Origin of the sequence: Pantoea sp. SM3640, from assembly GCF_015654165.1 — a bacterium.
In the GTDB taxonomy this organism is placed as follows: Bacteria; Pseudomonadota; Gammaproteobacteria; order Enterobacterales; family Enterobacteriaceae; genus Pantoea; species Pantoea vagans.
In genome coordinates this window covers 2,831,624-2,850,548 of sequence record NZ_CP064872.1, presented here as the reverse complement: position 1 = coordinate 2,850,548, position 18,925 = coordinate 2,831,624, and the positions used below count along the sequence as shown (strand labels likewise).

General features: G+C 55.0%; 21 protein-coding genes and 1 other annotated feature. Of the genes, 12 read left to right on the top strand and 9 right to left on the bottom strand.

Annotated features, from left to right (window positions below):
- Nucleotides 1-12: 12 nt before the first annotated feature.
- A complete protein-coding gene (gene tomB / locus IV493_RS13350; protein ID WP_013357010.1) occupies nucleotides 13-390 on the bottom strand; it encodes an Hha toxicity modulator TomB in 378 nt (125 codons plus the stop codon).
- 147 nt (nucleotides 391-537) lie between these two features.
- Nucleotides 538-891 (bottom strand): hypothetical protein, encoded by a 354-nt coding sequence (locus tag IV493_RS13345; RefSeq protein WP_041456682.1) that lies wholly within the window; start codon nucleotides 889-891, stop codon nucleotides 538-540.
- A gap of 329 nt (nucleotides 892-1,220) precedes the next feature.
- Here IV493_RS13345 and IV493_RS13340 point away from each other — a divergent pair, with 329 nt between their 5' ends.
- The 3 genes from IV493_RS13340 to IV493_RS13330 are packed head-to-tail and all read left to right on the top strand — an operon-like array spanning nucleotide 1,221 to nucleotide 3,623.
- Nucleotides 1,221-1,889, top strand: coding sequence for a metal ABC transporter ATP-binding protein (locus IV493_RS13340; protein ID WP_033782191.1), 669 nt, complete (start codon nucleotides 1,221-1,223; stop codon nucleotides 1,887-1,889).
- Nucleotides 1,886-2,725 carry a metal ABC transporter permease gene (locus tag IV493_RS13335; RefSeq protein ID WP_107319385.1) on the top strand — a complete coding sequence of 280 codons (840 nt, stop codon included), beginning with the start codon at nucleotides 1,886-1,888 and terminating at the stop codon, nucleotides 2,723-2,725. The genes IV493_RS13340 and IV493_RS13335 overlap by 4 nt, the downstream gene beginning before the upstream one ends.
- Before the next feature lie 19 nt (nucleotides 2,726-2,744).
- The gene (locus tag IV493_RS13330; RefSeq protein WP_195857276.1) at nucleotides 2,745-3,623 is read left to right on the top strand and encodes a metal ABC transporter substrate-binding protein; all 879 of its coding nucleotides are present in this window, start codon (nucleotides 2,745-2,747) and stop codon (nucleotides 3,621-3,623) included.
- Between the two features lie 45 nt (nucleotides 3,624-3,668).
- Here the strand turns inward: IV493_RS13330 and ykgO are convergent, their stop codons facing one another.
- From ykgO to IV493_RS13310, 4 genes are all read right to left on the bottom strand, one after another.
- Nucleotides 3,669-3,809 (bottom strand): type B 50S ribosomal protein L36, encoded by a 141-nt coding sequence (gene ykgO, locus IV493_RS13325; protein ID WP_009091664.1) that lies wholly within the window; start codon nucleotides 3,807-3,809, stop codon nucleotides 3,669-3,671.
- Between the two features lie 11 nt (nucleotides 3,810-3,820).
- Nucleotides 3,821-4,075 (bottom strand): type B 50S ribosomal protein L31, encoded by a 255-nt coding sequence (locus IV493_RS13320; RefSeq protein WP_033782196.1) that lies wholly within the window; start codon nucleotides 4,073-4,075, stop codon nucleotides 3,821-3,823.
- Nucleotides 4,076-4,236: 161 nt separating this feature from the next.
- Nucleotides 4,237-7,392, bottom strand: coding sequence for a multidrug efflux RND transporter permease subunit AcrB (locus IV493_RS13315; RefSeq protein WP_013357015.1), 3,156 nt, complete (start codon nucleotides 7,390-7,392; stop codon nucleotides 4,237-4,239).
- A 16-nt stretch (nucleotides 7,393-7,408) separates the two neighbouring features.
- Nucleotides 7,409-8,602: an efflux RND transporter periplasmic adaptor subunit gene (locus IV493_RS13310; RefSeq protein ID WP_013357016.1), complete on the bottom strand. Its 1,194-nt coding sequence runs from the start codon at nucleotides 8,600-8,602 to the stop codon at nucleotides 7,409-7,411.
- A gap of 142 nt (nucleotides 8,603-8,744) precedes the next feature.
- On the opposite strand from IV493_RS13310, the gene acrR reads away from it, so the two are divergent.
- Nucleotides 8,745-9,383, top strand: coding sequence for a multidrug efflux transporter transcriptional repressor AcrR (gene acrR / locus IV493_RS13305; protein ID WP_033731781.1), 639 nt, complete (start codon nucleotides 8,745-8,747; stop codon nucleotides 9,381-9,383).
- Here acrR and rsmS read toward each other — a convergent pair.
- From rsmS to priC, 3 genes are read right to left on the bottom strand one after another with little or no spacing between them, the layout of a single operon-like run.
- Nucleotides 9,380-9,532, bottom strand: a complete 153-nt coding sequence (gene rsmS, locus IV493_RS13300) for a pleiotropic regulatory protein RsmS (protein ID WP_013357018.1) — start codon at nucleotides 9,530-9,532, stop codon at nucleotides 9,380-9,382. The genes acrR and rsmS overlap by 4 nt on opposite strands.
- Before the next feature lie 8 nt (nucleotides 9,533-9,540).
- Nucleotides 9,541-9,786, bottom strand: a complete 246-nt coding sequence (locus IV493_RS13295) for a membrane protein (RefSeq protein ID WP_013357019.1) — start codon at nucleotides 9,784-9,786, stop codon at nucleotides 9,541-9,543.
- A gap of 57 nt (nucleotides 9,787-9,843) precedes the next feature.
- Entirely contained in the window at nucleotides 9,844-10,374 is a 531-nt protein-coding gene (gene priC / locus IV493_RS13290; RefSeq protein ID WP_147788559.1) for a primosomal replication protein PriC, read from the bottom strand.
- Between the two features lie 57 nt (nucleotides 10,375-10,431).
- Here priC and IV493_RS13285 point away from each other — a divergent pair, with 57 nt between their 5' ends.
- The 8 genes from IV493_RS13285 to hemH all read left to right on the top strand — a co-directional run bounded on the left by IV493_RS13285 (nucleotide 10,432) and on the right by hemH (nucleotide 18,883).
- Nucleotides 10,432-10,821 carry a DUF454 family protein gene (locus IV493_RS13285; protein WP_013357021.1) on the top strand — a complete coding sequence of 130 codons (390 nt, stop codon included), beginning with the start codon at nucleotides 10,432-10,434 and terminating at the stop codon, nucleotides 10,819-10,821.
- A gap of 144 nt (nucleotides 10,822-10,965) precedes the next feature.
- A complete protein-coding gene (gene apt, locus IV493_RS13280) occupies nucleotides 10,966-11,517 on the top strand; it encodes an adenine phosphoribosyltransferase (RefSeq protein ID WP_147788558.1) in 552 nt (183 codons plus the stop codon).
- Between the two features lie 158 nt (nucleotides 11,518-11,675).
- Nucleotides 11,676-13,745, top strand: a complete 2,070-nt coding sequence (gene dnaX / locus IV493_RS13275) for a DNA polymerase III subunit gamma/tau (protein WP_195857275.1) — start codon at nucleotides 11,676-11,678, stop codon at nucleotides 13,743-13,745.
- Nucleotides 13,087-13,148: a sequence feature (DnaX frameshifting element), on the top strand. It overlaps the preceding gene by 62 nt.
- Before the next feature lie 55 nt (nucleotides 13,746-13,800).
- Nucleotides 13,801-14,133: a YbaB/EbfC family nucleoid-associated protein gene (locus IV493_RS13270; protein WP_003850423.1), complete on the top strand. Its 333-nt coding sequence runs from the start codon at nucleotides 13,801-13,803 to the stop codon at nucleotides 14,131-14,133.
- Nucleotides 14,133-14,738 carry a recombination mediator RecR gene (recR, locus tag IV493_RS13265; RefSeq protein ID WP_013357024.1) on the top strand — a complete coding sequence of 202 codons (606 nt, stop codon included), beginning with the start codon at nucleotides 14,133-14,135 and terminating at the stop codon, nucleotides 14,736-14,738. The genes IV493_RS13270 and recR overlap by 1 nt, the downstream gene beginning before the upstream one ends.
- Nucleotides 14,739-14,835: 97 nt before the next feature.
- Complete coding sequence (htpG, locus tag IV493_RS13260; RefSeq protein ID WP_195857274.1) at nucleotides 14,836-16,710, top strand: molecular chaperone HtpG; 1,875 nt, start codon at nucleotides 14,836-14,838, stop codon at nucleotides 16,708-16,710.
- A gap of 455 nt (nucleotides 16,711-17,165) precedes the next feature.
- Nucleotides 17,166-17,810, top strand: a complete 645-nt coding sequence (gene adk / locus IV493_RS13255; protein ID WP_013357027.1) for an adenylate kinase — start codon at nucleotides 17,166-17,168, stop codon at nucleotides 17,808-17,810.
- 113 nt (nucleotides 17,811-17,923) lie between these two features.
- Complete coding sequence (hemH, locus tag IV493_RS13250) at nucleotides 17,924-18,883, top strand: ferrochelatase (protein ID WP_013357028.1); 960 nt, start codon at nucleotides 17,924-17,926, stop codon at nucleotides 18,881-18,883.
- Nucleotides 18,884-18,925: the final 42 nt, after the last annotated feature.

Sequence of the window (18,925 nt, the reverse complement as noted above, 5' to 3'; positions counted from 1 at the left end):
CTCATGTCTGTACTATAATGAATGGCTTGGTTGCTGGAGAAAAGCGCACTCTTCAGTGAACAGATTAAATAAGCGTTTTGCTGAACGTTGCCACCGTTGAAGATCCGGACTATTGATACCATAGTTGCTGAAGAGCATAAAAGTATCATCAAGATATTCATCGATTTGCGAAATCAGCGCTTCATCTTCAACGTGCTTAATTTTGTAATTCATGGTGAAAGAGGCAATGTGTTCAATCAAATCGTTAAGCTGCAGATTGCTTTCAGAAGTGGGGTCGTTCACCCAGCCGTGATGGCTGTCGGTTAATGTTGCCATGCTGTCGTCAAACAGGCTCTCACACAGATATTTAAGCTGGGCAATATCATGCCGTTTCGGTGAGTATTCGTCCATCTTTTTCCCCTCCATAGCTAGCACAGTTGCCGCAGGGCGGCGATATTGGATAACGCGGCCAGGAAGCGATTATTCGGGCAGTTATTAAACGGGATACCTTAAAGATAGTGTAGAACCATTAGTTCTGCTCACCTCCATTACTAAATATTACAATTCATCGCCAGGGGAGGGCTGCTGATTGTCGATCACATCAAACTCAAGTGCTCCGGGCTTAATGTGAAAGTTTACCTGCTCAGATTGCGTCACGGTTTCATTTAGATCCAGACAGGGACTAAATAAATTCCAGTCAAAATCGTAAAGTAATTTAAAACTATTCATATCCAGGTATTCAACCGAAACAATTTTTAAACTGCCTGGAACTAACTGTGCATTCTGTGAGTACCAGCGTAAATCGCCCACCAGCAAATCTGTTATTTTGAGAATATTCCGCTGAACAATCTCTGCTATTTTTGCGCAGTCTGATTCGCCCGGGGCAATATCACATTCAATACGTGACAGCATATCTGATCCACTAATAACCGTTAATAAACCTATCATTGGTTTTCTGCAACTGGTTTGCAAGCCAGCAGAGCACAAAACTGTCAGCATCTGCGCGTCAGCAGGCGACTGTGCCTGCCAGCCTCCTGCCGTAAGTCCCATCGCTGTTTATCTTTTGATACACAATCACGCGTTTCCCTGACGGGAATATCCGGTATCTTGATTGTTATGTTATAACATATTGGTGAGACGATGCGTCAGAGTGGATTACTTATGTCATGGGGTGGGCGGCTGAGTGTAGCGGTGCTATTCATCGCGCTGCTTGCCGTGGCCATAAAATGGGGGATCAGCGCATGATCCGGTTCAATACGCTTCGTGCTGGCTATCAGGGACAGAGCGTAACCCCGCCGGTTACCGGGCAGCTTGCAGCTGGCTCAATGACAGCCTTGGTCGGTGCTAATGGCAGTGGCAAATCAACCCTGCTCAAAACCATTGCGGGTTTGTTGCCACCGATAGCCGGACGTTGTGAATTGCAGGTTTCGCGTCGGGATATCGGCTGGATGCCGCAGCGTACAGAACTTGAAACCCGTTTTCCCCTGACAGTATTTGAACTGGTCTCCATAGGCTGCTGGCCGCGCTGCGGCTGGTTCGGCGGTATTAACCGGGTACTACGCCGGGAAATCTGGCAAGCGCTGGAGGCCGTTCAGATGGGTGATTATGCAGATGCGCAGCCCGCGACTTTATCAGGCGGACAACTTCAGCGCGTATTGTTTGCGCGGCTGATGTTGCAGCGCAGCCAGCTCTGGCTGCTGGATGAGCCTTTCAACGGCATTGACAGCCAGACCGTGACATTACTGATGTCGATCCTTGAACAGCAACAGCAGGCCGGCACAACCCTGCTGGTGGTGCTGCACGATCGCCCGCTGGTGGCGCGCTACTTCAGTAACGTGATGTCGATGGATGATAGTGAGGTCAACTGCACCAGCCAGCCTGCTATCCCTTTGCGGAGTTGTGCGCCGTGACCCTGATGCAGCCTTTTATTGAGTTCGGTTTTATGCGGCGCGCGCTGGTGGCCTGCTTTGCACTGGCGGTCAGCGCTACGCCGCTCGGCGTGTTCCTTTCACTGCGCCGGATGAGCCTGATTGGTGATGCCTTATCACATGCAGTGCTGCCCGGTGCCGCTATTGGCTATCTGATTTCCGGCCTGTCACTGGTTGCGATGGGTATCGGCGGCCTGATCGCCGGTTTAGCCGTGGCGCTGCTTTCTGGCGCGGTCAGTCGTTATACGCCCCTGAAAGAGGATGCCAGTTTTGCCGGGTTCTATCTTGGCTCCCTGGCGCTGGGCGTCACGCTGGTCTCATTACGCGGCTCAAGCGTGGATCTGCTGCATGTTCTGTTTGGCTCGCTGCTGGCGGTGGATAACGCCGCGCTGCTGCTGGTCGGCGGCATCGCTGCCTTTACGCTGATTGTGCTGGCGATTATCTATCGTCCGCTGGTCATCGACGCATTTGACGGAGACTTTCTGCGGGCGCAGGGGAAATGGAGCGCACCGCTGGTGCATGGTCTGTTTTTAATGCTGGTGGTGCTGAATCTGGTCGCGGGCTTTCAGGTTCTGGGCACGCTGATGTCGGTGGGACTGATGATGCTGCCCGCCGCCAGCGCCCGTTTCTGGAGCCGTCATCTTGCCGCCATGCTGGTGATCGCCATTTTCATGGCAATGATTTCAGCGCTGGCGGGACTGATGCTCTCCTGGCACTTTTCATTGCCGGCCGGCCCCGCTGTGGTGCTGAGCGCCGCCATGCTGTTTTTTCTCTCCATTCTTGCAGGGCCGTGCGGCGGGATTTTGCGCCGCCATTAATCTTAAGGGGTATCTATCTATGAAGAAATTACCGGTTAGCCTGGCGCTCGCGGCGCTGTTTGCCACGCCTTTTGCGATGGCAAAAACAGTGGATGTGGTGGCCAGCTTTACCGTGCTGGCAGACATCGTTAAGCAGGTCGGCGGCGACCATGTCAACGTGAAAAGCCTGGTGGGGCCGAATGGCGATCCTCATACGTTTGAACCGACGCCACAGGACAGTCAGGCACTGGCAAAGGCCGATCTGGTTTTTGTCAGTGGACTGGGACTGGAAGGGTGGATGGATCGGCTGGTCAGCGCCTCCGGATATCGCGGCCAGCCGGTTGTCGCCTCCACCGGCGTTACGACCCGCAGCATGGAGGAGGACGGCAAAATCGTTACCGATCCGCACGCCTGGAACAGCATGCAGAACGGTGTGATTTACGCGACCAATGTGATGAATGCGCTGGTCAAAGCCGATCCTGAAGATGCCGCAGCCATTCGTCAGCGCGGTCAGAATTACATTCAGCAACTGGAGGCGCTGGATAGCTGGGCAAAAATGGCCTTTGATGCTGTGCCTGTCGACAAGCGGAAAGTGCTGACCAGTCATGATGCGTTTGGGTATTTTGGACAGCGCTATGGCGTGACGTTTCTTGCGCCGGTAGGGTTCTCTACTGAAGCGGAAGCGAGTGCCAGTGACGTGGGTAGTTTAATCACCCAACTCAAGCAGCAGCATATCAACCGCTATTTCATCGAGAACCAGACCGACCCGCGCCTGGTTAAACAGATTGCCAGTGCCACCGGCGCTGAACCGGGTGGCGAACTCTATCCGGAAGCGTTGTCCACCGCCACTGGCCCGGCAGCCACTTATCAGGCGGCCTTTAAACATAACGTGAATGCGATGCTGAAGAGCATGCGCTAAGCATAAAAAAGGCCGGGCAAGCCCGGCCAGTCATCACGACACACACTAGCGTTTTTTCTTCCTTCCCTGTACGGCTTTAAAGCGTGGATTCGTTTTACAGATCACGTAAATCCGTCCCTTGCGGCGCACTACCCTGCAATCCCGATGGCGATTTTTTGCTGAGCGCAGCGAACTCAATACCTGCATGAATCTTTTCCTTATTTACGGCCAAGAAAGCGCCCGAAACGCTGATTAAAGCGCGCGGTGCTGCCCTCTTTGGCGAAATCTTTCTGTTTGCCGGTATAGAAAACGTGCGAGGCCGACGACACATCCAGCGTGACGTAGGGCAGCGTTTCACCTTCAAACTCTACGGTGCGATCGGTTTTGATGGTTGAACCGATTTTGAAATAAACGTCAGCTGATGTGTCATGGAAGACCACATGACGATAGTGAGGATGAATATTCGCTTTCATAATGCCCGCCTTTGTAATGTTATAATATAACATTATTATGCGCTGCACCGTTCAGGATTGCAACTGCCAGAATGTCAGCTCGCGTGAAGTGTCAGGAAGGGAGAAGGGCAGAATCGCAGGCAAAAAAAAGGCCGCTTGCGCGGCCTCAGATGATTTACAGCTTAGTGAGTCGGATTGTGCTCAACCGGATGACTGTTCGCTGATTCTTCTTTTTTCTTGCCAAAGCGGCGGCGTACCACCACAAAGAACACAGGAACGAAGAAGATAGCCAGTATGGTCGCGGTGACCATGCCCCCGATAACGCCAGTACCTACGGCGTTTTGTGAACCGGAGCCAGCACCCGTACTGATCGCCAGCGGCAGCACCCCGAGAATAAACGCCAGTGACGTCATCAGGATAGGACGCAGACGCATACGACAGGCTTCCAGCGCTGCTTCAATCAGCCCTTTACCCTCTTTATCCATCAAATCCTTGGCAAATTCGACGATAAGGATGGCGTTCTTGGTCGAGAGGCCGATGGTTGTCAGTAACCCCACCACGAAGTAGACGTCGTTACTCAGGCCACGCAGCGTGGTAAAGATCAGCGCACCGATGACCCCGAGTGGAACAACCAGCATGACCGAGAATGGAATCGACCAGCTCTCGTACAGTGCGGCAAGACACAGGAAGACCACAATCAGCGAGATGGCATAGAGCGCAGGTGCCTGGTTGCCTGACAGACGTTCCTGATAGGACATACCGGTCCAGTCATAGCCGATGCCAGCAGGCAGCTTCGCCGCCAGCTCTTCCATCAGGTCCATTGCTGCACCGGAGCTTTTGCCTGGTGCGGCCTGGCCCAGAATTTCCATGGCTGGCAGACCGTTGTAGCGCTCAAGACGCGGTGAACCATATTGCCACTTCGCTGACGAGAAGGCAGAGAAGGGCACCATGGTTCCACTGCTGTTACGCACGTACCATTTACCAATGTCGTCCGGCAGCATACGGGAATCCGCATTACCCATGACATAAACTTTCTTCACACGACCGCGGTCGATAAAGTCATTTACGTAGGAGCCGCCCCAGGAGGCTGCCAGCGTGGTATTGATATCACTCAGTGATACGCCCAGCGCCTGCGCTTTTTCCTGATCGATAGTCAGTTTGTACTGCGGTGTATCTTCCATCCCGTTAGGGCGAACACCCACCAGCGTATCAGGATGCTGCGCAATCATACCGAACAGCTGATTACGTGCTTCCGTCAGCTTATCGTGGCCGAGGTTGTTCTGATCGATCAGCTCAAAGTCAAAGCCGGTCGCGTTACCCAGCTCGATAATCGCTGGCAGGTTGAAGGGGATGACCATCGCATCTTTGATCGCGCCCAGCGCCTGCATGGCACGGCCAGCAATCGCCGGAACTTTCATGTCGCTACCGGCACGCTCATCCCACGGCTTGAGACTGACAAAGGCGATACCGGTGTTCTGTCCACGACCAGCAAAGCCGAAGCCGTTAACGGTGAACACGGATTTAACCGTATCTTTCTCTTGCGTCAGGAAGTAATCCGTCACCTGATCCAGCACTTTCTGGGTACGTTCCTGAGTTGCACCCGCTGGCAGCTGAGCCTGAGCGAGCAGCAGACCCTGATCCTCTTCCGGTAAGAATGAAGAGGGCAGTCGCATAAACAGAAACGCCATACCGACCACGATCAGCAGGTAGATCACCATATAGCGACCCGTACTGCGGATCATGTGACCGACGCTGTCGACATAGTGGTGGGTGCTTTTGTCGAACATGCGGTTGAACCAGCCGAAGAAACCGGTGGTTTTACCGTGCTCGCCTTTTTTAACCGGCTTCAGCATGGTGGCACAGAGTGCCGGCGTCAGAATAAAGGCGACCAGCACCGACAGCGCCATCGCTGAAACGATAGTGATTGAGAACTGACGATAAATAACGCCGGTCGACCCACCAAAGAACGCCATCGGAATAAATACGGCGGCAAGCACCAGCGCGATACCGACCAGCGCGCCCTGAATCTGCTCCATGGAACGCTTGGTCGCTTCTTTTGGCGGCAATCCTTCTTCCGCCATGACGCGCTCGACGTTCTCGACCACCACGATGGCGTCATCCACCAGCAAGCCGATGGCCAGCACCATCCCGAACATCGTCAGGGTATTTATCGAATAACCAAACGCGCTGATAACGGCAAACGTACCCAGCAATACCACAGGTACGGCGATGGTAGGAATCAGCGTGGCGCGGAAGTTCTGCAGGAACAGGTACATGACCAGGAACACCAGCACAATCGCTTCGATCAGCGTTTTCACTACTTCGAAAATTGAGATCTTAACGAACGGGGTGGTGTCATACGGATAAACCACTTTTAACCCGGCCGGGAACGTTGGCTGCAATTTGGCCAGCTCGGCTTTTACCGCATTGGCAGTATCCAGCGCATTCGCACCGGTGGCCAGCTTGATACCGATACCGGATGCAGGCTTGCCGTTATAACGGGCAACGATCTCGTAGTTTTCTGCGCCGAGCTCAATTCTGGCCACATCACGCAGACGAACCTGAGAACCATCCTCGTTTACTTTGAGCAGAATTTTACCGAACTCATCCGTTGAGGTCAGACGGGTTTGCGCAATGATGGAGGCGTTAAGCTGCTGGCCCGGAACCGGAGGCGTACCGCCCAACTGACCGGCAGCGACCTGGGTGTTTTGAGTGTTCAGCGCGCTGATCACATCGACCGGGGTCAGGTTGTAGTTGTTCAGCTTGTGCGGATCCATCCAGATACGCATCGCGTACTGCGCACCAAATACCTGGGTATCACCCACGCCTTTGGTACGGCTGATAGGATCTTTGATGGACGATGAAATGAAATCAGAAATATCATTCTGCGTCATATTGTCATCGTCGCTGATGAAGCCCGCAACCATCAGGAAGCTGCTGGAGGATTTTTTAACCTGAATCCCCTGTTGCTGCACTTCCTGCGGCAGCAGCGGCGTCGCCAGCTGCAGTTTGTTCTGCACCTGAACCTGCGCGATATCCGCATCTGTTCCTGACTCAAAGGAGATAGTCAGGGTCAGCGTACCGGATGAGTCGCTGCTCGAGGACATATACATCAGTCCATCGATACCGTTCATGTTCTGCTCAATGACCTGCGTCACCGAGTCCTGCAGCGTTTTTGCATCCGCACCAGGGTAGGTCGCCTGAATCTCAATCGCCGGCGGCGCAACATTAGGATATTGCTCGATCGGAAGTTTGAGAATCGATAGCGCACCGACCAGCATGATGATGATGGCGAGCACCCACGCAAAGATGGGGCGATCGATAAAGAACTTAGCCATGAATCAACGGCTCCTGTTATGACGATGACTTGTCAGACTGCGGCTTTGAATCGGGTGCCGCTTTCGCATCGTCTGAGACTTCTTGTGGAGTAACCTGTGCGCCTGGCTTGGCACGCTGCAGACCGGTGCTGATCACACGTTCGCCTGCTTTAACGCCGTCGGTCACTAACCACTTGTCACCGATCGCCTGAGAGGTGGTGACCTGACGTGATTCGACTTTGTTATCTGCACCCACAACCATCACGGTTGCCTGACCCGTTGGCGTGCGGGTGACAGCCTGTTGCGGCACCAGCATTGCATTCGGGTTGATCCCCTCATCCAGACGCGCACGAACAAACATGCCCGGTAACAGCGTGTGGTTAGGGTTCGGGACAATGGCGCGCAGGGTGATGGAGCCGGTGGTTTCATCAACGGTCACGTCAGAGAACTCCAGCGTACCGGTCTGTGCATAGCTGCTGCCATTCTGCATCAGCAGCGTCACGTTGGCTTTGCCATCATTCTGCTTCAGCTGACCCGATTCCAGTTCTGAACGTAAGCGCATGAAATCTTCGCTCGACTGGGTCACGTCGACATACATGGGATCAAGCTGCTGCACGGTAGCCAGCGCGGTGGTTTGTGCGCTTTGTACCAGTGCACCTTCGGTAACAGAGGATTTACCGATGCGGCCACTGATAGGCGAGGTCACTTTAGTATATGCCAGGTTAATACGGGCCGTTTCAACATTGGCTTTTGCCACCTGCACGGCAGCATCGTTCTGCGCGGCAGTAGCAACGGCGGTGTCATAATCTTGCTGACTGATATATTTGGTGCCGAGCAGCGGTTTATAGCGCTTGACGGTCAGCTGAGCGATGCGTGCATTCGCCTGAGCCTGAGTCAAATCGCCTTTAGCGCTGTCGTAAGCGGCCTGATAAGTCGCCGGATCGATCTGATAAAGAGACTGACCTGCTTTGACATCGCTGCCTTCAATGAAATTACGCTTCAGAATGATACCGGAAACCTGCGGACGGACTTCAGCCACACGATATGCTGAGGTGCGGCCAGGTAATTCAGTCGAAATTTTCAGGGGTTCAGTTTTAAGTGTCACAACACCCACTGCTGGCGGTTGCTGGGCGGCTTGTTCGGATTTATTGTTGTCACATCCTGTTAACAAAAAGCTGCCTGATAGCATCAGGACGGCCGCCAGAGGCGATAATCCTCTGATTTTATTCATAAATAAACCTCTAGTGTCCGATATCAATTGGTCAATGGATCACAAACTGAAAAACCCATTGCTGTGTCAAGTCGCAGGTCATGCTATGGTACATACATTCACAAATGTATGTAAACTTACCTGTTTGTAAAAAAAGCCCCCTATGGCACGAAAAACCAAAGCGCAAGCACTTGAAACGCGACATCAAATTCTTGATGCCGCCATTGTTCTGTTTTCGCAGCAGGGCGTCTCAGCCACTTCTCTTGCAGAGATTGCCACCGCCGCCAGTGTCACGCGTGGGGCTATCTACTGGCACTTCAAAAATAAAGCCGATGTATTACATGAAATATGGCTTCGTTGTGATGCTGGTCTGGACGATGTGGAACTTGAGTATCAGACAAAATACCCTGGCGATCCACTCTCTGTGTTGCGTGCAATGCTGGTCTATATCTTTGATGCAACAGCAAAGGATCCGCAGCGCCGCGCTCTAATGGAGATCATTTTCCATAAATGTGAATTTGTAGGCGAAATGTCGGCGCTGAAAAATATTCAGCAAAGCCTGCTGCTGGAGTGCTACGACAAAATAGAAGATGTCCTGCGTCAGTGCATTGAAGCCGGACAACTTCCGGGTAGTCTCAGTACGCGTCAGGCCGCACTAATCCTGCGTGGTTACGTTAATGGCATGATGGAAAGCTGGCTGTTTGCGCCCGAAAGTTTTGATTTAGCCGCTGACGCGCCAACGCTGGTCAATGCCTTTATTGATATGCTGCGTCTTAGCCCGACGCTGACTGCTCAGCGCTAAGCAGGCTGCCCATCGCGCTTGTTCTCGAAATCGCGCTGCACCATGGCCAGCGCTGAAAGCACCGTTTCAACCGGCAGTTGATGCTCTTCCAGAAGCTGAATCAGATCCACTGCCAGTTTGACGTCGTCAGGGGCGTTTTCCAGTGACATCTTTTCTCCTAAATACGTAAGCGGGCCGCGACCAGCAGCATCAGCACTGCGCCGAGAATCGCCATGCCCAGCGCGCCAGCGTGCAACGTTGCCAGCGAGCCCAGTTCAAAATAGGTGGCGATATAGCCGCCAATCAGTGCGCCGATCATCGACAGCGTCAGAGTCGCCATCAGGCCGCCGGGTCGTCCCGGCATCAGCAGACGCTTCAGCAATCCCAGCAGCAGCCCGCATAGCAGCCAGGTCAGTAAACCCATGGTTCTTCTCCACGCAGAATTACACCCAGTATAGAAGCGCTTTTATCACGCTGCGCTTTATTCGCCGTCTTCACTGCCGCGCAATGACGAGGCCCACTCAACCGAGCGAATCGCCTGTCGACAGCGTGCCAGTCGTCCCTCCAGCGTTTCCAGATCCTGCTTCAGCTGATGCTGTACCGCCAGGGTTTCAGCCAGTGCCAGCCGCTGCTCACGCTGATCGATCATCGCCAGTAAACGCCGTTCAAATTCACGGTACTCCTGATATTTAGTCGCGCGTGGGTTCTTTACTGGTTGTTCGCGTCGGGTACGCAACTGCTGGGTACTCGCCTCGCGTTGCAGGGCGGCAATCTGATCGACCAGGCGTTCAGCCAGCCAGGCACTGCGGGCAAGGTCATGGCTAACATCGCATAATCGGGCGAAGTTCTGTTCCACCTCCTGCAGATAATCTGCCAGTCGCGTACCTTTGGTCTGGAATAGCTGAGTATCAAAACGTGGCAGACGGCAAACGCCATCGGGATGGCGGGCAATCTCCTGACGCAGGGCGATAAGGAGCTGGTGCAGGCGCTGTTGCACAGCGATCGCACTCATCGTCTGGCCCTGAGTTGTGCTAACGTACGCTGATGAGGAAAGAGCTGGGCGAGATTCATGCAACGCATTCTGTTATTAACCCTCGGCTGGCTGGCGATTGTGCTGGGGACGCTGGGCATTGTATTACCTTTATTACCCACCACGCCATTCATGCTGCTGGCGGCCTGGTGTTTTGCCCGTTCATCGCCGCGATTCCATCACTGGCTGTTGTGGAAATCACCGTTTGGCCGCTATCTGCGTCACTGGCAACAGCATCGCGCCATGCCACCGGGTGCCAAATTGCGCGCTATCTGCCTGATTGTCGCCACCTTTAGTCTCTCACTTTTCCTGGTGCATCAGCTCTGGGTTCGCATCATGCTGCTAATCATGCTGGCGGCGCTGCTGCTGTTTATGTGGCGTATTCCGGTGGTGGCAGAAACAGCGGACGCACCGCCGCCGCCGCGATAAAGTTGCATTTAGCCGGTCATTTGCTTAGATTTGGGCGTCTTCGTGCGTGGCTTCCCTTTGTGAATTGACTTCCGCTGAGCCTTTTACCAGGTATTAGCGCTTTTGAAGCTGCGCGAAACAGAATTTTTTACCAGGCGTATCATTATGACCGACACTGCGCAGCAGCTTGAATTCATTAAAAACAGCATTAAAAGTATCCCCAATTATCCTAAACCAGGCATCCTGTTCCGCGATGTCACCAGCCTGCTGGAAGATCCGAAAGCCTACGCCGCGTCGATTGCGCTGCTGGTTGAGCGTTACCGTAATAAAGGCATCACCAAAGTGGTGGGTACGGAAGCGCGCGGTTTTCTGTTTGGTGCACCTGTGGCATTAGGTCTCGGTGTCGGTTTTGTTCCGGTTCGTAAGCCTGGCAAACTGCCGCGTGAGGTTTACAGCGAGTCCTATGAACTGGAATACGGCACCGATAAGCTGGAATTGCACAAAGATGCCATCCAGCCAGGCGATCTGGTGCTGGTGGTTGACGATCTGCTGGCGACCGGCGGCACCATCGAAGCGACCGTTAAACTGATTCGCCGTGCTGGTGGTGAAGTGAAAGACGCAGCCTTCATTATCAACCTGTTCGATCTGACCGGTGAATCGCGTCTCAATGCCCTGGGCGTTGAGAGCTACAGCCTGGTCAAATTCCCCGGCCACTAAGCCACGCTTTCGGTCTCGCTACCCGGCGAGGCCGTCGCGCCACCGGCGTCAAGATAACGAGTGCCAGCCAAAAGCGTAGCTGTTAGACTACTGCAATCTTATACAGGGGTTGCAGAGCGTCTGCGCTCATCTTTCCATCCAACTTCGTCGAACTCCACATGAGCTATCAGGTACTTGCGCGAAAATGGCGTCCCCAGGCTTTTGCTGATGTTGTCGGTCAGGAACATGTTCTGACGGCGCTGGCGAATGGATTGTCTCTGGGACGCATCCATCATGCTTATCTCTTCTCCGGCACCCGCGGCGTAGGGAAAACCACCATTGCGCGTCTGCTGGCCAAAGGCCTTAACTGCGAAACCGGCATCACCGCCACGCCCTGTGGTCAGTGCGATAATTGCCGTGAAATTGAGCAGGGCCGCTTTGTCGATCTGATTGAGATTGACGCCGCCTCACGCACCAAAGTTGAAGACACCCGCGATCTGCTCGACAACGTGCAGTACGCCCCGGCGCGTGGCCGCTTCAAAGTCTATCTGATCGATGAAGTGCACATGCTGTCGCGTCACAGCTTCAATGCGCTGTTAAAGACGCTGGAAGAGCCACCTTCACACGTTAAATTCCTGCTTGCGACCACCGATCCGCAGAAACTGCCGGTGACCATTCTTTCGCGCTGCCTGCAGTTCCACCTCAAAGCGCTGGATGTTGATCAAATCCGTCAGCAGCTTGAGCATGTGCTGAAGCAGGAACAGATTGAGAGCGAAACCCGGGCGCTGCAGCTGCTGGCGCGTGCCGCCGATGGCAGTATGCGTGATGCGCTGAGCCTCACCGACCAGGCGATTGCCATGGGGCAGGGCGCGGTGACCAGCAGCACGGTCAGCGTTATGCTCGGCACGCTGGATGATGAACAGCCGCTGGGTCTGCTGGAAGCGCTGGTTGACGGTAACGGTCAGCAGGTAATGAACCTGCTGAGCCAGGCCGCGTCACGTGGGGTGGAATGGGAGGCGCTGCTGGTCGAGATGCTGCGCCTGCTGCACCAGATTGCGATGGTGCAACTGCTGCCGGCCTCGCTCAACGATGACGAAGAAAGCAATGCGATCCGACTGCGTGAACTGGCCCGCGTGGTGCCGCCAGCCGATCTGCAGCTCTATTATCAGACCCTGTTGATGGGCCGTAAGGATCTGCCGATTGCGCCCGATCGCCGCATGGGCGTTGAGATGACGCTGCTGCGCGCCCTGGCGTTTCATCCTAAAGCGGCGGTGGCAGAACCCATTGCGCGTCCCGCGTTAACGGAACAGATGGCACCTGTTGCTCCGGCGCAGACGTCACCGGCACCATCCGGTCCTGCGCCTGTAGCACGACCCACGACAGCACAGCCAGCCACATCGTCACCTGCTCAGACAAGGTCGCCCGTAGCGCAGCAGCCGATGCCTGCTCCGCAACAGCAGGTGGCCGCTCAGCCACAGATGGCCGTGCCCGATCCGGCTCCGCAGCCTGCGCCGCCACCGGATGCGGCGCCTGACAAGGCACTTTCCAGTTCCACCAGCCAGCTCCTGCAGGCGCGCACTCAGTTGCTGCGTCAGGGAGCGAACAAGCCAAAAAAGAGTGAGCCGGCGGCGCCAGGTGCGCGGCCGGCCAACTCCGCGCTGGAGCGGCTGGCCTCGGTTACTGAGCGCAGTCAGCAGCGTATCCGCGATCGTGAGCCCGCCGCCCCGGTAAAAGAGGAAGCATACCGCTGGAAAGCGGTTAATCAGCCGGTTGAAGTGGCGGAGCCGGTGGCGACGCCTAAGGCCTTGCGTTCCGCGCTGGAGCATGAGAAAACCCCTGAGCTGGCGGCGCGTCTGGCCGAAGAGGCGCAGCAGCGCGATCCCTGGGCCGCAGAGATTACAACCCTGCCGCTGCCAAAGCTGGTGCAGCAGCTGGCATTAAATGCCTGGAAAGAGACAACTGAAAATGGTGTCTGCCTGCATCTGCGCAGCAGCCAGCGTCACCTTAATTCACCGTCGGCGCAGCAGGTGCTAAGTGATGCGCTTAGCCAGAGTGCCGGGCAGAAAGTTGAACTCTCTGTCGTTGAAGACGATAATTCATCGGTGTTGACGCCACTGGAGTGGCGTCAGGCCATTTACGAAGAGAAACTGGCGCAGGCGCGTCAGTCGATCACCTGTGATACCCACATTCAGACGCTGCAGCGATTTTTTGATGCCGATCTGGATGAGGAGAGTATCCGACCTGTTTAGACACGCTGCTGCTATCGTAACGATAGCGTTGTAGCCTCAGCTGAGAGAGAAAACTATGTTTGGTGGTAAAGGCGGATTGGGCAACCTCATGAAACAGGCCCAGCAGATGCAGGACAAAATGGCCAAGGTTCAGGAAGAGATCGCCGCGATTGAAGTGACCGGTGAATCGGGTGCTGGCCTGGTAAAAGTCACCATCAACGGCGCGCACAACTGCCGTCGCGTGGAAGTCGATCCCAGCCTGCTGGAAGATGACAAAGATATGCTGGAAGATCTGATTGCCGCGGCGTTCAACGATGCGGCACGTCGCATTGATGAGACCCAGAAAGAGAAGATGGCGTCTGTCTCCTCAGGCATGCAGTTGCCACCAGGCTTTAAGATGCCGTTCTGATGCAAACCAGTCCACTGCTTGAATCATTGATGGAGTCGCTGCGCTGTCTGCCCGGCGTTGGGCCGAAGTCGGCACAGCGCATGGCTTTTCAGCTGCTGCAGCGCGATCGCAGCGGTGGCATGCGGTTGGCACAGGCGCTGACCCGGGCGATGTCGGAGATCGGACACTGTTCTGACTGCCGGACATTCACCGAGCAGGAAATTTGCACCATCTGTGCCAATCCACGGCGTCAGCAGAATGGTCAAATCTGCGTGGTAGAAAGCCCGGCAGATATCCACGCCATTGAGCAAACCGGTCAGTTTGGCGGTCGCTACTTTGTGCTGATGGGGCATCTCTCGCCGCTCGACGGCATCGGTCCGGCGGACATCGGTCTGGATCGTCTGGAGCAGCGGCTGGAGAGTGAAACGCTGCAGGAAGTGATCCTCGCCACCAACCCGACGGTAGAAGGCGAGGCAACCGCAAACTACATCGCGGAGCTCTGTGGCCAGTATGGCGTTGACGCCAGCCGTATCGCGCACGGTGTACCGGTAGGCGGAGAGCTGGAGATGGTGGATGGCACCACGCTGTCCCACTCGCTGGCAGGCCGCCAGAAGTTTAAATTTTAATCACTTGCCGGTGTTGTGACAGACACCGGCTTGAAATTCCTCCTGTCATCCCCACATCAACCTCAACGTTTGTTCAACCTGTTTTGTTGAGGTAGCAATGACCATGAAAGGACAAGAGACCCGTGGCTTTCAGTCGGAAGTAAAACAACTTCTGCACCTGATGATCCATTCTCTCTATTCAAACAAAGAGATTTTCCTGCGTGAGTTGATCTCCAACGCCTCGGATGCGGCAGACAAACTGCGCTTCCGTGCGCTGTCAGATTCCAGCCTGTATGAAGGTGATGGCGAGCTGCGTGTTCGTCTCTCTGTTGATAAGGACAACCGTACCATCACGCTCAGCGACAACGGTATCGGTATGCGTCGCGATGAGGTCATTGAGAACCTCGGGACTATCGCCAAATCAGGCACCAAATCTTTCCTGGAGTCGCTGGGCTCCGATCAGGCGAAAGACAGCCAGCTGATCGGTCAGTTCGGTGTCGGTTTCTACTCTGCCTTTATCGTGGCGGACAAAGTCACGGTGCGTACCCGTGCCGCTGGCGCATCAGCCGATGAAGGCGTGTTCTGGGAATCCGCAGGCGAGGGCGAATATACCCTGGCGGAGATTGAGAAAGCCGATCGCGGTACTGAGATCACCCTGCATCTGCGCGAAGGCGAAGATGAGTTCCTGGACGCATGGCGCGTGCGCAGCATCATCAGCAAATATTCCGATCACATCGCACTGCCGGTTGAGATCGAGAGCAAAGATGAAGAGGGCGAGGGAACGCACTGGGAGAAAATCAACAAAGCCCAGGCGCTGTGGACCCGCAACAAATCTGAGATCAGCGACGACGAGTACAATGAGTTCTACAAGCATATCGCCCATGACTACAGCGATCCGGTCGCCTGGAGCCACAATCGGGTGGAAGGTAAGCAGGAGTACACCAGCCTGCTCTACATTCCGGCGCGCGCGCCATTCGATATGTGGAACCGCGACCAGAAGCATGGCCTGAAACTTTACGTGCAGCGCGTCTTTATCATGGATGACGCTGAGCAGTTTATGCCGAACTACCTGCGCTTTGTGCGTGGTCTGATTGACTCGAACGATCTGCCGCTGAACGTCTCCCGTGAGATCCTGCAGGATAGCCGCGTGACCCAGAGTCTGCGTGCTGCGCTGACTAAGCGTACCCTGCAGATGCTGGAAAGACTGGCGAAAGAAGATAACGAGAAATACCAGACCTTCTGGAATGAGTTCGGTCTGGTGCTGAAAGAGGGCCCGGCGGAAGATAACGCCAACCAGGAAACCATTGCAAAACTGCTGCGTTTCGCCACCACCCAGAGCGAAGGTTCGGCACAGACCATTTCGCTGGAAGATTACGTCAGCCGCATGGTGGAAGGTCAGGAGAAGATTTACTACATCACCGCTGACAGCTATGCCGCCGCGAAGAGCAGCCCGCATCTGGAACTGTTCCGCAAAAAAGGCATTGAGGTGCTGCTGCTTTCCGATCGCATCGACGAATGGATGATGAGTTACCTTACCGGGTTCGACGGTAAAACCTTCCAGTCGGTCAGCAAAGCGGATGAGTCGCTGAGCAAGCTGGCGGATGAAGAGACCGAAGAGCAGAAAGAGGCGGAAAAAGCGCTGGAGCCGTTTGTTGAGCGGGTGAAAAATCTGCTGGGCGAACGCGTGAAAGAGGTGCGTCTGACCCATCGTCTGACCGATACGCCAGCGATTGTGACTACCGACGCCAACGAGATGACCACGCAGATGGCGAAGCTGTTCGCGGCGGCTGGACAGGAAGTGCCGGAAGTGAAGTACCTGTTTGAAATCAACCCGGATCACCCGCTGGTGAAACGTGTTGCCGATACGCAGGATGAAACACGCTTTGGTGAGTGGATTGAACTGCTGCTGGATCAGGCGTTGCTGGCCGAGCGCGGCACGCTGGACGATCCTAACCAGTTTATCCGTCGCATGAACCAGCTGCTGACCGCATAACGGCAACAGGCCGGTGAATTTCACCGGCCTCAGACGGCTGTTAAAGTCAAAGCAGGGGGATTCTGGCCGCAACGAATGAACCCAGTGCGCAGGGAACACGGTCAGAAGAGGAAAGCGTCCCGCGCCATGGATGACGGCTTTTGCGTCTTTCCGATCTGACCGTGTTTTTTGCGCTGGCTCGATCAAACAGCAGTCCAGGCCTGACGCGGTCATCAAAATCAAGCCGGTGATGATCACCGGCTTTTTTATGGCTGTGCGGCATCCCGCCATTTCTGCTCAGCGCAGGCGGTTAATCTGAAAAAGCAGCAGTCCGACCCGCCGGGTCGGGTTCAGGGCCACAAACAGAGTAAAGCCGCCCTGAGCGATCCTCGCCCTTCCTTGTGATGAGCGGGTCATAATGGTATGTTCTTCCGCTTCTAAGATAGATCAATGCGATTCGCAAGGGGATTTACGCAATGCGTATTATTCTGCTCGGAGCTCCGGGCGCAGGTAAGGGGACTCAGGCCCAATTCATCATGGAGAAGTACGGCATTCCGCAAATCTCCACTGGCGACATGTTGCGTGCAGCAGTAAAAGCAGGCAGCGAGCTGGGTAACCAGGCGAAAGCCATCATGGATGCTGGCAAACTCGTAACCGATGAGCTGGTGATTGCGCTGGTTAAAGAGCGTATCACTCAGGAAGACTGCAAAAACGGTTTCCTGCTCGACGGTTTCCCGCGCACCATTCCTCAGGCAGATGCAATGAAAGAAGCCGGGATCACCGTTGATCACGTGCTGGAGTTCGCTGTACCGGACGAGCTGATTGTTGAACGTATCGTGGGCCGTCGCGTTCACGCGCCATCTGGCCGCGTTTATCACGTCACCTTTAATCCACCGAAAGTGGAAGGTAAAGATGATGTCACAGGCGAAGAGCTGACCACGCGCAAAGACGATCAGGAAGAGACCGTGCGTAAGCGCCTGGTGGAATACCATCAGATGACCGCGCCGCTGATTGCTTACTACAGCAAAGAAGCCGAAGCGGGCAACACCGCCTATCACAAAATCGACGGCACCCGTAAGGTGACCGAAGTGAGTGCCGAGCTGGCAAAGATCCTCGGCTAAGCTCAATGGGGCCGGTATCACTGGCCCCTTTTGCAGTAATTGCTTTTACCTCCCACTAATTCCGCTACAATTTCCCTGTTTTCACGCATCCCCGTTGTCATCAAGGAACTCAAATGAGGCAAGATAAGCCCGGCGTGTTATTGGTTAATTTAGGTACGCCAGACGCCCCAACCACACCTGCAGTTAAACGCTATCTGAAACAGTTTTTAAGCGATCCGCGCGTGGTCGATGCACCGCGCTGGCTCTGGTGGCCGGTTCTCAATGCTGTCATTCTGCCGTTTCGCTCGCCGCGCGTGTCGAAGCTCTACGCATCGGTCTGGATGGAAGGTGGATCACCGCTGCTGGTCTACAGTCAGCGTCAGCGTGATGCCCTGGCGGCTCGCGTCGATATGCCTGTCGAGCTGGGTATGAGCTATGGCAATCCGAGCCTGAAAAGCGCAGTGGATAAGCTGATGGCGCAGGGCGTCACCCGCCTGATTGTACTGCCACTCTATCCGCAATTCTCCTGCTCTACCGTGGCCGCGGTATGGGATGGCCTGACCACCGTCTTCAGAGGGTATCGCTCGCTGCCCGATGTGCAGTTTATCCGTGATTACGCCGAACATCCGGCCTATATCGCTGCACTGAAAGCGACGGTAGAGCGCTCGTTTGAGCGGCACGGTCAGCCCGATCTGCTGGTATTGTCGTTCCACGGCATTCCGCAGCGCTTCGCCAACGAAGGTGATGACTATCCGCAGCGCTGTGCCGATACCACGGCGGCCCTGGTCAAAGCGCTGGGTCTGCGTGAGGATCAGTACATGATGACCTTCCAGTCGCGTTTTGGTCGTGAGCCGTGGCTGATGCCTTACACCGACAAAACCATGGAAAGTCTGCCTGCCAAAGGGATCAAACATGTTCAGGTCATGAGTCCGGGCTTCTCGTCTGACTGCCTGGAAACGCTGGAGGAGATCAGTGGTGAAAACTGCGAAATCTTTATGCATGCCGGCGGTGAGAAGTTTGAGTATATCCCGGCGCTGAACGCCGATGAGGCGCATATCGACATGATGGTGCAACTGGTCGACGCACGCCGTTAAAGCGCAGGCGGAGAGTGTGATATCATTCTCCGCCTGTTTTTC